Annotated in this window: 12 protein-coding genes; 8 read left to right on the plus strand and 4 right to left on the minus strand. The window is 53.1% G+C overall.

Translation table 11 applies throughout. The annotated features are described in order from the left end of the window. Positions 1 to 71 precede the first annotated feature (71 nt). The 5 genes from F4Y39_05270 (at position 72) to F4Y39_05290 (ending at position 7,388) form a co-directional block, all read left to right on the plus strand. Positions 72 to 1,916, plus strand: a complete 1,845-nt coding sequence (locus F4Y39_05270; protein MYC13119.1) for a phospho-sugar mutase — start codon at positions 72 to 74, stop codon at positions 1,914 to 1,916. Then, positions 1,913 to 3,601, plus strand: coding sequence for a dihydroxy-acid dehydratase (locus F4Y39_05275; GenBank protein MYC13120.1), 1,689 nt, complete (start codon positions 1,913 to 1,915; stop codon positions 3,599 to 3,601). The genes F4Y39_05270 and F4Y39_05275 overlap by 4 nt, the downstream gene beginning before the upstream one ends. A gap of 33 nt (positions 3,602 to 3,634) precedes the next feature. Beyond that, positions 3,635 to 6,109 (plus strand): hypothetical protein, encoded by a 2,475-nt coding sequence (locus F4Y39_05280; GenBank protein MYC13121.1) that lies wholly within the window; start codon positions 3,635 to 3,637, stop codon positions 6,107 to 6,109. Positions 6,110 to 6,299: 190 nt separating this feature from the next. Then, positions 6,300 to 6,647 carry an STAS domain-containing protein gene (locus F4Y39_05285; GenBank protein MYC13122.1) on the plus strand — a complete coding sequence of 116 codons (348 nt, stop codon included), beginning with the start codon at positions 6,300 to 6,302 and terminating at the stop codon, positions 6,645 to 6,647. A gap of 18 nt (positions 6,648 to 6,665) precedes the next feature. Continuing rightward, on the plus strand, positions 6,666 to 7,388 hold the full coding sequence (locus F4Y39_05290; protein MYC13123.1) for a hypothetical protein: 723 nt from the start codon (positions 6,666 to 6,668) through the stop codon (positions 7,386 to 7,388). A gap of 15 nt (positions 7,389 to 7,403) precedes the next feature. Here the strand turns inward: F4Y39_05290 and F4Y39_05295 are convergent, their stop codons facing one another. Further along, positions 7,404 to 8,177: a 3-oxoacyl-ACP reductase FabG gene (locus F4Y39_05295; GenBank protein MYC13124.1), complete on the minus strand. Its 774-nt coding sequence runs from the start codon at positions 8,175 to 8,177 to the stop codon at positions 7,404 to 7,406. Between the two features lie 123 nt (positions 8,178 to 8,300). After that, the gene (locus F4Y39_05300) at positions 8,301 to 9,497 is read right to left on the minus strand and encodes an aspartate/tyrosine/aromatic aminotransferase (GenBank protein MYC13125.1); all 1,197 of its coding nucleotides are present in this window, start codon (positions 9,495 to 9,497) and stop codon (positions 8,301 to 8,303) included. Positions 9,498 to 9,699: 202 nt separating this feature from the next. On the opposite strand from F4Y39_05300, the gene hpnC reads away from it, so the two are divergent. The 3 genes from hpnC to F4Y39_05315 are packed head-to-tail and all read left to right on the plus strand — an operon-like array spanning position 9,700 to position 12,733. Further along, on the plus strand, positions 9,700 to 10,572 hold the full coding sequence (hpnC, locus tag F4Y39_05305; protein ID MYC13126.1) for a squalene synthase HpnC: 873 nt from the start codon (positions 9,700 to 9,702) through the stop codon (positions 10,570 to 10,572). Further along, positions 10,569 to 11,417, plus strand: coding sequence for a presqualene diphosphate synthase HpnD (gene hpnD, locus F4Y39_05310; protein MYC13127.1), 849 nt, complete (start codon positions 10,569 to 10,571; stop codon positions 11,415 to 11,417). Before hpnC ends, hpnD begins: the two co-directional genes overlap by 4 nt. Then, positions 11,387 to 12,733, plus strand: coding sequence for an FAD-dependent oxidoreductase (locus F4Y39_05315; protein ID MYC13128.1), 1,347 nt, complete (start codon positions 11,387 to 11,389; stop codon positions 12,731 to 12,733). Before hpnD ends, F4Y39_05315 begins: the two co-directional genes overlap by 31 nt. On the opposite strand, the gene F4Y39_05320 is transcribed toward F4Y39_05315, so the two are convergent. Both F4Y39_05320 and F4Y39_05325 read right to left on the minus strand, forming a co-directional pair. After that, entirely contained in the window at positions 12,722 to 13,888 is a 1,167-nt protein-coding gene (locus F4Y39_05320) for a threonine synthase (GenBank protein MYC13129.1), read from the minus strand. The two genes, F4Y39_05315 and F4Y39_05320, sit on opposite strands and share 12 nt — an antisense overlap. Before the next feature lie 66 nt (positions 13,889 to 13,954). Then, the coding region (locus F4Y39_05325) for an AAA domain-containing protein (GenBank protein MYC13130.1) at positions 13,955 to 14,733 on the minus strand (779 nt) is incomplete at its 5' end.

The following is a 14,733-nucleotide window of genomic DNA, read 5'->3' on the forward strand; positions in this document are numbered from 1 at the left end:
TTCGTCTATTCGTCTATTCGTCTATTCGTCTATTCGTCTATTCGTCTATTCGTTCTTAAATTGGAGTATTTATGACGATATACCAGCAGATCGAGAACTGGGCGGCGGAGAACAGGATTTCTGCCGCGGCATTTCAAGGACTTTCGCAATGGCTTATTGATCCAGAGTTTGCCGATTTTGTTCCGGAAATTCAATTGCTTATTGAAGATGAAGATATAGATGAGATTGAGGATGCTTTTCGCACCCATATCGAGTTTGGCACGGGCGGTATTCGGGGCAAGATGGGTCCTGGTCCCAATCGAATCAATTTGAGGACGATTGGAGAGGCGGCGCAGGGTTTGGCGCAGTATATACTCAAGTCGGGTATTGAGGATGCCAGAGATATGGGTGTGGTGATTGCGTACGATACGCGGAACAATTCGGATGTTTTTGCGCGGGAGACGGCTGCGATTATTGCGGGTAATGGTATTGTTGCGCGTCTGTTTGATGGTCCCCGCGCAACGCCTCATCTTTCTTTTGCGCTTCGCCAGACAGGGGCTGTTGCTGGTGTGGTTATTAGCGCGAGTCACAATCCGCCTTCGGATAATGGTTTTAAGGCGTGCTGGATTGATGGCGGGCAGGTGGTTCCGCCGCACGATAAGAATATTATTGCCGAGGTTGGTGCTGTTAAGCGTCTCGATAGAATTGACTATGCGGACGGGGTGGATCGGGAGTTGATTGAGGTGCTCGATGAGAAGCTCGACGCACAATATGTTGAAAAGCTGGTTGATCTTTCCCTTTGCGATGCCCGCGATATACGTGTCGTTTATACGCCGCTGCACGGTGTTGGTTCAACGAGTGTTGTGCCCGCGCTTCAGAATCTGGGGTATTCCCATTTGCGCGTTGTTGAGGCGCAAGATGTTCCGGATGGCAATTTTCCTACGGTGGCAGGGGGTGTGGCAAATCCCGAAGATCCGGGTGCGCTTTCTCTTGCTATTGAAGAGGCAAGGCGGGTTCGGGCTGATGTTGTTCTGGCGAGCGATCCAGATGCCGATCGTCTGGGTTGTGCGCTGCCCGATCCACAGAAGGGTTGGGATGCCGCTCCCGATAATCTCGCGATTAATGGCAATCAGATCGGCGCTATTTTGTGTTATTATATTTTGACTTCGCTCAGGGAGCAGGATAAATTGCCCGATAGGGGAATTGTGTGTAAGACGATTGTTACGACAGATCTCATTAGTCGTATTGCGAGGGATTTTGGTCTGATATCTGTTGATAACCTCCTCGTTGGGTTCAAATATATTGGCGATGTGATTAATAATTTGTCAGATGATGAGACTTTTGTGTTTGGGACGGAAGAGAGCCACGGTTATTTGTTTACCGATTTTGTGCGCGATAAAGATGCCGCTGTTGCTGCGGTTTTGCTCGCGGAGTGCGCTGCCCAACTCAAGAGGCAAGGTCGTACGTTGAGGGATTATCTGGATGATATTTATCGCGCGTTCGGATATTTTTGCGAGGTGCAGAAATCGACGTATCGAGAAGGCGCACGGGGCAATGAGGAGATTGTCCAGATTATGAATGGTCTGCGCCAGGATCCGCCTGCTGAAATTGGTGGATACAAGGTGGTTGAGGTTATTGATCGCCAGACGAATACTGTGCGCAATGTTCAGGCGGGTTCTACGCGCACGATTCAGGGTGCTATGGGCAATGTTCTCGCGTTTACCTTGTCGGAGAAAGGGCACACGCGGGTAACAGCCCGGCCTTCTGGTACAGAACCCAAGATCAAGTATTATGTTTCGGCGACTTCGGCTGATTGCGCGGATCTGGCTGGGGATGATTTGGAGCAGACGCGCGAAAATGTCGATCAGTTCGCTCAGGAGATTGTCAATGGGATGCTTGTTTCAGCAGAGTGCGCGCTGAAAGCGGTGACATCATGACCCAATCGACAGATACAGGTATTAACCGAAATTTGACGAGCTACGGCGATCCGGAATTTAGCAAGTATATTCGCAGGGCTTTTCTCGCTGCTGCGGGATATGATGGCGAGGATGTGGATCGTCCCGTTATTGGGATTGCTTCGACGGCTTCTGATTATAATCCCTGCCATGGACATATGCCGGATTTGATCGAGGCGGTTAAACGCGGGGTTTTTGAAGGTGGTGGTCTGCCGTTTGTTTTTCCCACGATTTCGCTGAATGAGATTTTCTTTTCGCCTACGACGATGCTTTTTCGGAATTTGCTGTCTATGGAGACCGAGGAGTTGATTACGGCGCAGCCTATGGATGCTGTGGTGCTGATGGGGGGATGCGATAAGACTGTGCCAGCGCAGTTGATGGCTGCTGCTTCGGCTAATATTCCCGCTGTTCAGGTGGTGTCTGGCGCGATGCGTACCGGTTCGTGGCAGGGTGAGAGATTGGGTGCGTGTACGGATTGTCGCCGCTATTGGGCGCAATATCGCGCTGGGGAACTGAGCGATGAGCAGATCGAAGGTGTGACGCAGTCGCTTTGCAGTACGCCGGGGACGTGTATGGTTATGGGGACTGCTTCGACGATGGCGAGTGTGGTGGAGACGCTGGGTTTGATGGTTTCTGGTGGAGCGTCACCGCTTTCGGGTACGGGAGATCGCTTGCGCGTGGGTGTGCGGTCTGGACGCATGGCTGTTGCTCTTGCCCGCGCGGGACGCCGACCCGTACAATTGCTCACGCGGGCGTCTTTTCTCAATGCGCTTGCGGTACTCCACGCGCTGGGTGGTTCTACGAATGCGATTGTTCACTTGCTGGCGATTGCGCGGCGGGCGGGGACCGCGCTGACTCTGGAAGATATGCACGAGGTGTCGCAACGGGTGCCTTTGCTCGTGGATTGTAAGCCGGCAGGTGTGGGTTATATGGAGGATTTTCACGAGGCGGGTGGTGTTCCCGCGTTGCTCAAGGCATTGGCGTCTTTGCTGGATTGTTCTGTGCCGACGATTACGGGGCAAGCACTGGGCGATTATTTGAAGACGGTTCAACCTCCTCAGTCCTGGCAAAGTACTATTCGCACGCTGGACAATCCCCTTGGTGCTACGGGCGCATTGATTGTGATTCGCGGGAATCTGGCGCCGGATGGGGCTGTGCTCAAGGTTGCTGCGGCGTCTCCCGAATTGCTGGCGCATCGGGGTCCCGCGGTTGTTTTTGATTCTGCTGAGGATGCGTCTGCGCGGATTGATGATCCTTCTCTTAATATTACGCCCGATCATGTGATGATTTTGCGGAATGCCGGTCCCGTGGGAGATGGGTTCCCGGAGGCGGGGTCTTTGCCTATTCCCAAATATCTTGCGCAAAAAGGGGTGAAAGATATGGTGCGGATTTCCGATGCGCGTATGAGTGGGACGTCTTATGGTACGGTGGTTTTGCACTGTTCTCCCGAGGCGGCGACAGGGGGACCTCTTGCTTTTGTGCGCGATGGCGATATGGTTGAATTGAATGCAAGAGAACGCCGTATTGATTTGCTGGTCAATGAGGCAGATCTTGCGCGTCGCCGCGAGGCTTTTGTTCCTCCACCAATTCCCGGTCGAGGCTGGCGACACCTGTATGCCAAATGCGTTTTGCCCGCTCACCTCGGTGCGGATCTGGATTTTTTGTGAGATATAGACACCCATAAAGAAAGGATACCTGTTATGGCAGACTATCAACCTCTCGATTTGTCGGCGTTGTGCAATGCGGGGCTTGAAGTTCTGGGCGCAAATGCGAAGGCTCCTGTAGGCAAACAATTATTCCGCGGTTTGCCGTTTTTGGTAAATGACGACGGTTCGAATTGTTTTATCGCGTTGGATGAGGCTTCTGGTCGCGTGACCATTCCAATCAACGCGTCGGCACGCCGCGTGATTATTGCCCATCGCTTGCTGGATTCCGATCTGATGGAGGGCGGTCCGTTAGGGGAAAACGTGGCGGATTATTTGTTTCGGATGGCGGAGGGTGAAGAATTCCGCATTCCCATCCGCGAGCGTTTTGAAATTGCACATTTATCCAGCGGCGGCGCGCCCTTTGTCGCACTTCCGGACCAGAACGACCAGCTATTGCCGCGTTACGAAGGGAGATGGGCGGATATGGGGCGACGTCAGACCGAGGTGTCGCGCGGCACGTCCCGCGGTTATTTTTTGTGGACGTGGGAGAGTCCTCTGCCGGATCGCACGGTTGAGTCGCTGGAGATTATCCCGGGTGGTCCGCGTTTTATTATCGCGGGTGTTACGCTTTCGCATCTCGAAGAGCATCCTTTTGTGCGACACGGGAAGCGGGAAGCGCGCCTGATTCTGACCCATCCCGAAGATGCGGAAAAACCGTTTGACCTCAGCGTGGAGGTGGATCGGGGGACGGCAACTTATGTGCATCCACTGCCCGAAGCGTCTGCCGATGATTTTGTTAATGATGATTTCGCCGGTTGGGGAGAGGCGCAGAATCCCAAATCGAGTCCGGCTTATGTCGAGGTCGCTGCCACGCCTTCGGCTACGATGACGGTTAAGCAGGGCGAGGAAAAGGTGGGCGAGGTCAAGTGGGGTGATGTCGAGGAGAAGAAGGTGGTCGAGACTCCGCGCATGCGCGTGGAGCTCCTGGATCGGGGGCGGAACTGGGTTCACGTCACTGTTCTCGATGACGACACGGGCAAGCCCATCCCTTGCCGCGTCCATTTCCGCTCGCCGGAGGGAATTCCCTATCAGCCTTACGGGCATCACAATCAGGTCAATTCCAATCTCGATAGCTGGCATGTTGATATCGGTGGCGATCTTCGGCTTGGACAAATCACTTATGCGTATATCGACGGTCGTTGCCAGGGGTGGTTGCCGCGCGGCGAGGTTATCGTGGATGTCGCCCGGGGATTCGAGTATGAGCCGCTGCGGACGCGGGTGAAGATCCAACCGGGTCAACGCGAACTGACTTTGCGCCTCAAGCGGTGGATTCACATGAACGAGGGGGGATGGTATAGCGGGGATTCGCATGTTCACTTCCTTTCGACACAGGGCAGTCATACGGAGTCCCAGGGGGAAGATCTCAATATCGTTAATTTGCTCCCGTCGCAGTGGGGCAATCTTTTTACCAATACGGAGGATTTTACGGGCAGGCCGAGTATCTCGCAAGATGGGAATAATATCGTCTATGTCGGTCAGGAGAATAGGCAGCACTTTTTGGGGCATCTCATTTTGTGGGGCCTCAAGGAGCCGGTGATGCCGTGGTGCAGTGACGGTCCCGGTGAGTCCGAACTGGGTGGTACGCTGGAGATCACGATGAGCGATTGGGCGGACCAGTGTCACGCGCAGGGCGGCTCGGTTATTATTCCGCATCTTCCGAATCCGAATGGGGAGCCTGCAGCGCTGATTGCCACGGGGCGCGTGGATGGCGTGGAGATGCTGCGTCATGCGCCGTTCAATCATCTGGAATACTATCGCTATCTCAACTGCGGTTACCGCTTGCCGCTGGTTGGCGGGACGGATAAGATGAGCAGTGATGTGCCCGTTGGTATTTACCGCACTTATGCCTATTTGCCCGATGAGGAATTTACCTACGATAATTGGTGCAAAAGTGTATCGCAGGGTCGAACATTTCACAGCGGTGGTCCCATCATTCATCTCACTGCGGATGGACACCAGGTTGGCGATACGATGCAGTTGTCAGGGGCTGGTACGGTGGAGGTTGAGGCGTGGGCGGAGAGTATTTTTCCGATTCATACGCTCGAGATTGTTCAGGCAGGGCGCGTTGTTGCTTCGACGGAGGATAATAAAGGTGCGCGGCGACTGGCGTTGAAGGCAAAGGTGAAGGTGGATGGGCATACGTGGATTGCCGCCCGATGTGCAGGTCCCAATTATACCAGTGTTCCCCATCACGATGGCTGGGGACGGGGGATTTTCGCCCATACTTCGCCGATTTACATCGCTTGCGGTGGCGAGTGGTGGATGTTCGATCTGGAAGCCGCCCAGTATATGCTGACGCTTATCGATGGCGATCTGGCGTACATCCGTCAAACTGCTGCCCGGCACGATCCCGGTACAGCGACTCACCATCACGGCGAGTTGGACCATCTCGCGTATCTGGAACGTCCCTTTGTCGAAGCCCGTGCAGCGATTCACCGAAGGATGCATCAGTTGGGGATACCGCATTGATGCGAATTATTGACTGATGTTACGCAGGTCTGGGTGTTTGTCATGCTGAGCGGAGTGAAACGGAGCCGAAGCATCTATTCCACCTGCGCTATGAGAAGATTTTTCGACTCCGCTGCGCTCCACTCAAAATGACAGGCTCATTATATTGTGCGGATGCGTAACATCAATTATTGATAAGGATATAGTTCAAATGAATATAGATGTCAGGTGGGTGCGGAAAGACGGGGTCTTGATAGTCGTACTCAATGGTATTATCGACAGTAGCAGTGCTCCTCAATTGCAGCGCGCCCTGGAATCTGGTATTGATCCGGCAGATCGGGCATTGCTGCTGGACTTTGAGCAGGTATCTTTTCTCAGTAGTGCAGGGCTTCGGATTTTCCTGATATTTGCCAGGAGATTTAATGCACCGGGCAAACAATTTGGCGTTTGCGCCCTCTCTGATCCCATCCGCAATGTTATCACCATCAGCGGTTTTGATCGGTTTCTCAAGGTTTATAATTCTCAGGCAGAGGCAGTCAACGCATTCAAAGGCAGTTGAGCTAAGGAGGATAGAGTTGTGTTTGATTATCGCGAGTCCGATGTCAACGCACGGGACCCCGATAGTGGTCGGACGCCGTTACACTTTGCGGTAGAGAATAGTGATTGTGAAGTGGTTGAGCAATTGCTTGAGCGGGGTGCCGATGTCAATGTGCGGGAAAAAACAGGCAATACGCCACTACACTTTGCGGCGATTGGCAATGCTTCTGAAGTGGCCGAGTTATTGCTTGAGCGGGGTGCCTATGTCAACGCGCAGGACAGTGGCGGTACGACGCCGCTACACAATGCGGCGATTGGTAATGCTTCTGAAGTAGTTGAGCAATTGCTTGAGCGGGGTGCCGATGTCGATGTGCAGGATAGTGGTGGCACGACGCCACTACACAATGCGGCGATTAGTAATGCTTCTGAAGTGGCCGAGTTATTACTGAATCGCGGTGCCGATGTCAATGTGCAGGATGTGGTTGGCAATACGCCGCTACACAATGCGGCGAGTAATAATGCTTCTTCTGAAGCAGCTGAGGTATTGTTGGACCATGGTGTCGATGTCAATGTGCAGAATAATGATGGCAATACGCCGCTGGACCTGGCGAGGCGAGGGGATGCTTCTGAAACAGTGGAACTGTTGCTCGACCGTGGTGCTATCACTTCAACGCAACCCAAAAACCGTCGCGTGGGCGTGATTCTGGGCGTGATTATTCTCTTGTTTCTATGTTTTATGATATTTGTTTTATTCAGCCCATAGCATAGCGGTAACAAATTAAAAAATAGACGCCATCCATCCGCCATCCACGGGCAGGGCTGTGCCGGTGATCCAGGCGGCGGCGTCCGATGCGAAGAATATCGCGGCGTTGCCGATGTCCGATGGCAAGCCCAGGCGAGGGAGTGGGGTTTTTACTTTGCAGTCTTCGATGTCCTGTGGTGTGAGATAATCCTGTATGGGCGTTTCGATGTAGCCCGGGCAGATCGCGTTGACAGTTGCGCCAAAGGGAGCCAATTCCAGGGCGGTGTCTCGCGTGAGGTTGACGACGCCGGCTTTTGATGCGGCATACGCTGGTCCTCCGCCTCCGCCAAATGACTGTACAGATGCGATGTGGATGATTCTGCCGGAGGGCTTTTTCAGGTGTGGCATGGCGAGTTTGCTGGCTACATATAGTGCCCGAAGGTTTACGCCCATTACGGTGTCGTAGTCGGCGATGGTTGTTTCTTCTATGCCGCCAGGTATTGTGATGCCGGCGTTGTTTACCAGGATGTCCAGTGTGCCATATTCGGAGACGGTCTGTTCAATCAGATTGCGTACCGCTTCGTCATCCGATACGTCGGTTTGTACAAAGATCCCTTTCCCTCCGAGTTTTTCTATTTCTTCTTCGGTAGAAGTGGTCAGGTCAGTGTCGTGATATATGCCCTGTTTGGGCGCTTCCTGTATATCGGCTACTGCCACACTTGCGCCTTCTCGTGCCAGTGCCAGTGCTATGCCCCGCCCAATGCCAGAGCTTGCGCCTGTGACGATTGCCACGCGGTCTTTGAGTGTCATGATTTCTCCTTGGAAAGGCTCATGCCTATAGAGCCGTCATCGCGGCGTGTTTTTGAGCCGCGATCCAGAGGTGTTGCCTTTGCCTTTCATCTGCGTTGATCTGCGCCATCTGCGGATGCTTTTTTAATCCGCCAATACTTCCGCGATCGCTTCGCACAATGGCCCGATATTGTCCTTTGTCATGCCCGCCACGTTGATGCGTCCCGAACTGACGATGTATATTGAATATCGCTCGCGCAATGCTTCTACTTGCTCGGGGGTCAATCCAGAGAAAGAGAACATTCCTCTCTGGTGTGCGATAAATGAAAAGTCGCGCCGTACGCCTTTTGTCTCGAGGGTATCCACAAATAGGGTGCGCATGTTGTTGATGCGGTCGCGCATGGCTTTTACTTCGCCGTCCCATTGTGCCCGCAAGGCGGGGTCGTTGAGGACTGTTGCGACTGCCTGTGCGCCGTGCGATGGCGGGTTGGAATAATTTGTGCGGATGCAGATTTTGATGTGGCTCATCGCTTTTTCAACGGTGGTGGCGTTTTTTCCCACGAGGGTCAATGCGCCCGTGCGCTCGCGGTAGAGACCAAAGTTTTTGGAGAAGGAACTGGCGACGAGGAGTTCGCAACCGGGTCGGCTGAGAGACAGGAGGCCGATTGCGTCTTCAGCAAGGCCATTGCCCAGGCCCTGATAGGCAAAGTCAACGAGTGGGATGATGCCGCGATCTGCGATGATGTCGGCTATTTGCGCCCATTGCTCGGGAGAGGGATCGACGCCGGTCGGGTTGTGGCAACATCCGTGTAGCAAGACGACATCGCCTGCGGGGATTTGCCCGAGGTCCTGGATAAATGCGTCAAAGTCCAGGCCATAAGACGAGGGGTTGTAATAGCGATAGGTCGCTGTGGGTACGCTGGCAGATTCAAATATTTTGGGGTGGTTTGCCCAGGTGGGATCACTCAGCCATACGCGGGCATGGGGATAGTGCTGATGAATAAAGTCGCCGGCAATGCGCAACGCGCCCGTGCCTCCCGGTGCCTGGGCTGTTCCCGCGCGGCCACTGGTGAGTATTTCGTGTTCTGTGCCCCAGAGGAGTTCTTGAACGGCTTTGTTATACGCTTCGTCGCCTTCTATGCCGAGATAATTTTTGGTGTCTTCATGTGCGAGTAGGCGTTCTTCTGCTGTTTTTACAGAGGCGAATATGGGCGTGTTGCCGTCACCGTCTTTGTACACGCCAACGCCGAGGTTTATTTTGTTGGGGTTTGGGTCGTTTTTGAATGCTTCAGTCAATCCTATAATGGGATCCGCAGGCGCCATTGTCAGGGATTCGAACATTATTCCTTCCTTTGGTTTTGATTGCCGGTTTTGCCTGTCATCGCGGCAGGGTTTTGAGCCGCGATCCAGAAGGTTTTTGTCGCGGGCAAAGATACATATACATCCCACAAAACGCAAGCCCACGCGAGGTGTATCCTGTCCATCCTACCATCTTGCCTATCCTGATATTGATTTTCCCACCCCCCTGTCGTATCTTCATCTTATGTCACAGGCTTCATATAAAACCCGCGGAATTGCGATTGCAGAGGCTTATGCCCATTGCGAGGCTCTTACCCGCGCGCATTACGAGAATTTTCCGGTTGGCTCGGTGCTTATCCCCAAATCGATGCGGCCCCATGTGTATAGTATCTATGCGTTTGCGCGCACGGCGGATGATTTTGCCGATGAGCCGGGTTTGACGGCGCAGGAGCGGCTGGAACATCTGGCCGAGTGGGAAGCGCGTCTCGATGCGTGTCTTTCAGATCCCACGGGTCCGATATTTACGGCGCTTGCAGAAACGATTCGCGTGCATGACCTACCCGTGCAATTGCTCAGGGATTTGCTTACGGCTTTTCGCATGGATGTGACGACGCAACGGCATCAGACTTATGAGGATTTGCTGGCATATTGTAATTTTTCTGCCAATCCCGTGGGGCGGCTTATTCTCCATCTGTTTGGGTATCGCGGCGAGCGCTATGCGCGGCATTCTGACGCGATATGTAGTGCGTTGCAACTCGCCAATTTCTGGCAGGATATTGCGATTGATTTTTCGCGCGGTCGCATTTATCTCCCGCAGGAGGATCTCAAACGGTTTGGTGTCGGGATTTCAGATTTGCGCGATCAGCGCGTTACGCCGGAATTTTGCAGGCTTATGGATTATCTCATCAACCGCACACGGGATCTGTTTGTGGAGGGGTATCCCCTGCTGGATATGGTGAAGGGGCGATTGCGTTTTGAACTGCGGTTGACCTGTTTGGGCGGTATGCATATTCTGAAGAAGATTCGCGATAACGATTGCGATGTTTTTCATCGACGGCCCACTATTACAAAACGCGATTTGCCCGCGCTTTTGTTTAAGACGCTTTTCCACTTATGAACCTCAAAAAACATATTGGCAAAATCGTGCGAGGCGCTCGGACGAATTTTTTTTACGCGTTTGTTTTTTTGCCGCGCAAGAAACGCGAGGCCATTTTTTCGGTTTATGCGTTTAGCCGCCATACGGATGATATAGTGGATGATGCGGCTTCGCCAGAAGAGGCGCGGTGTCACCTCGATGCATGGCGCGAGCAACTCCACGCCTGCTATGAGGGCAGTCCCACCCATCCAATTGCGCAGAATTTACAGGCTGTTTTGCGGGATTTTCCCATTCCCAAAGCGCATTTTCTGGCGCTTATCGAGGGAGTTGAGATGGATTTGACTAAGAACCGGTATGTTACGTTTGACGAATTGCGGGAGTACTGCTATCGGGTCGCATCGGTTGTGGGGTTAATTTGTATTGAAATTTTTGGATACCGCAATTCGCAGACCCGCGAATACGCCGTCAATCTGGGTCTTGCGCTTCAACTGACTAATATATTGCGAGATGTGCATACGGATTGGCAACAGAACCGCATTTATCTTCCGCAGGAAGAGATGGCGCAGTTTGGCTATACGGAAGAGGCTCTTGCTCGGGGAGATTATAATGCCGCGTTTATCGATTTGATGCGGTTTCAAGCGCAACGCGCGTGGACCTTCTATCAAACAGCCGAAGAATTGCTTCCTGCGGAGGACCGGGCTGCCATGTTTTCGGCGCAGATTATGGGTAAAATTTATGCCCAGTTGCTCGTGAAGATCCAGCGCGCCAACTACGATATTTTTGGCGCGTCTATTCGCCTCAACGATTTGCACAAGCTGGGCATTGCGCTGCGCTATTGGCTGGGCAGTCGTTTCGCCTGGGGGTGATTGTGAAACGCGTGACCATAATCGGGGGAGGGTTTGCCGGTCTTGCAGCAGCTGTCCGCCTTTGCGATGCGGGATATTCCGTCACGCTTTTGGAGCGGCGGCAGCAATTGGGGGGGCGCACCTTTTCATTTACAGATCCCGTTACGGACGATACGGTTGACAATGGGCAGCATTTGTTGATGAAGTGTTATCGGGAAACGCTCGATTTTCTCGAGCGGATTGGTGCGCGCGACGATGTGGTGTTTCAACGTCAGTTCAGGATAGATTTTCGCCACGCCGATGGTGGTGCGTACACGTTGAGGTTTCCATCCTTTTTGCCCGTGCCGCTGAATCTGCTGTCTGGCTTTTTGCGATTTGGCGCGGTTCACTGGACAGATATCCCGCCGTTAAGAAAGATCGTGGCGGAGTTGCACAAGGATCTCGATACCGGTCTTACGGTGGATGCCTGGCTCGACCATTGCGGTCAGAAACCGCGCATGCGTAGGGCTTTCTGGGATCCGCTTTGTATTGCTGCCCTTAACCAGCGACCGCAAAATGCCAGTGCGCGATACCTTCAAGCCGTGTTGCGAGAGGCTTTTTTGGGCGAGCCAGATGGCGCGCGTTTGGGATATGCGCGGACGGGCCTGAGCGGTTTGTTTGAGAATCGCGCACGGGAATATATCTCAAAACGGGGTGGCGAAGTCCAGTGCGGAATAGCTGTGACATCTATTGCGCCTGCCCCTTCGGACGTTCGCATCCATACCCGTTCGGGAGATGTGATAGACACAGATATGTGTATTGCGGCGGTTCCTCCGCTACAACTCGCCAGAATGATTTGTGCGAAGACTTTTGCCGAACTCCATCACACGCTTTGTCAATACGAGCCATCGCCCATTTTTTCTGTAAACTTGTGGTTTGATCGGCCCATTATGCGTGAACCTATGTGCGGTTTGCTCGGCACGACAATGGAATGGGTTTTTAACAAGTCCGTGCTCTATGGCGATCACGACCGCGCTTCTGAGGGCTTTCTCACCATGGTTGCATCTGCGGCGCATCATCTTTTACACATGTCAAATGATGAACTTATTGATATGGCTTGCAGAGAGCTTCATCAGGTCTTTCCCGAAAGTAGGCGTGCCGAGGTATTACAAGCCAGAGTGATATGCGAACACGCGGCGACTTGCGCGTTGCCGCTTTCTTATGCAGTGCCCAAAACTCAGACGCCACATCCCCGTTTGTTTCTCGCGGGCGATTGGACAGATACTGGATTGCCGCCGACCATCGAAGGTGCTGTCAGGAGCGGGTACGCGGCTGCAGATGCTGTTTTACTGAAATAGTTCGATGTATTTTAAGCCCGTCCCCGTATTGAATAATACGACGCGCTCGCGCTCGCTAACCAGATTTTGTGCTATGAGTTTTTCGAGGGCGGAGAGGGTGGCTGCGCCTTCGGGTGCGGGAAATGATCCCACGGCAACAGCCATTTTTGATGCGGATGCCATCAGTTCTTCATCTGTGACGGAGAGCGCGCATCCACCGCTGTCGCGAATGGCTTTTAGCATCAAAAAATCGCCTACGGCAGCGGGGACGCGCAGGCCTGCCGCAATTGTTTCGGGTTCGATCCAGGGTTCGGCGTGTTCATCTCCCGCGCTATAAGCCCGAACAATGGGCGCGCATCCCGCCGCTTGTACGGAAATCATACGGGGGCGTTCTGGGCCAATCCATCCCATTTGTTCCATTTCGTCAAATGCCTTCCACATGCCAATCAATCCCGTACCACCTCCGGTTGGATAAATGACGACTTCTGGCAATTCCCAATCAAATTGTTCGGCCAATTCATAGCCCATCGTTTTTTTGCCTTCTACGCGGTATGGCTCTTTCAGGGTCGAGATATCAAACCAGCCTTCGGCTTCTTTGCGCGATGCCACAATTTTTCCGCAATCGGAAATCAGACCGTCGATCAATTCGACGTGTGCGCCCAAGACCTTGCATTCGATGTAATTGGCCTGTGGCACATCTTTGGGCATAAAAATATGCGCTGGCAAGCCCGCTCGCGCAGCATACGCGGCTGTTGCGCCACCTGCATTGCCGGCCGAGGGAATGGCAATGGCCTGAGCGCCCAATTCCGCTGCTCTTGAAATTGCCGCTGACATGCCTCGTGCTTTAAATGATCCCGTCGGATTTAAGCCTTCGTCTTTGATGTACAGTTTTGGTACACCGATTTTTCGCCCCAACGATGTTGCTTGCAACAATGGGGTGAATCCTTCGCCGAGACTCACCTGAAATTGCTCGTTTTCGACGGGCAAAACTTCGGCATAACGCCACATTGTCGGTACTCGTTCTGCGAGTTTTTCCCGGCGCATGGCTTTGGCAACCGCATCGAGATCATATCGGGCAAATAGCGGCGCCTCTGCCTCTGGACTCAAATTCCAGAGCTGATCTTTTGAATACGCTTTGTCCGTTTTTGTGCAGACCAGATCAATGAGAAATCCCATAAATACCTCCTGAAAAAGATTGAGAACTCGTCATAGTATGAGTCGCACTCTTTTTCAAGTCAAGGTCTAACACACCTGACCATTTTTTGCTCTTTCAAGTGCGTATCGGCGTATTTTGCGTCTCAATGTCGGTCTGGATATTCCGAGCAACTCACAGGCTCGCCCCTGATTGCCACCCGTGACGAGCATCACCCGCTCAATATGCGCCTGCTCAATTTCATTCAGGGTTTCAATTTTGTCTGGTGCGCCGGACTGTGTGTGGCTGAGCACATCCAGATGCTCGGGGCGAATTACTCCTTTCTGACAGGCCAGGGCTGCGCGGTAAATGGCGTGTTGCAATTCCCTTAAATTACCCGGCCATTCACATCCTGCCAGATATGCAACCGCCGCTTCAGAAACCCCTTGAACCTCCACGCCCGTATCGGCTTTCAATCGCGTTAGCATTGCCTGAACAATGTGTGGAATATCTTCGCTGCGCTCTCGCAGAGGGGGAAGGGGTATGGTCACGGCGCTGAGCCTGTAAAACAAATCCAGGCGAAATTCGCCTTGTTCGATCATGGAATCGAGGTCGCGGTTGGTGGCAGCAATTACCCGAACCTGTGTTTGTATGGGGGATTGTCCGCCAACTCTGACAAATTCACCGCGGTCTAAGACCCGCAACAGCTTGGCCTGAAATGCAGGCGAAGCCTCACCAATTTCGTCGAGAAAAAGCGTGCCGCCATCGGCTTGTTCAAAACACCCTGCCCGACGGGTTATGGCGCCGGTAAAAGCGCCTCGCTCATGCCCAAAGAGTTCACTTTCGGCAATGCCTTCTGCTATTGCCGCACAATTGAGTGCTACAAATG

This window comes from Gemmatimonadota bacterium (assembly GCA_009838845.1).
In the GTDB taxonomy this organism is placed as follows: Bacteria; Latescibacterota; UBA2968; order UBA2968; family UBA2968; genus VXRD01.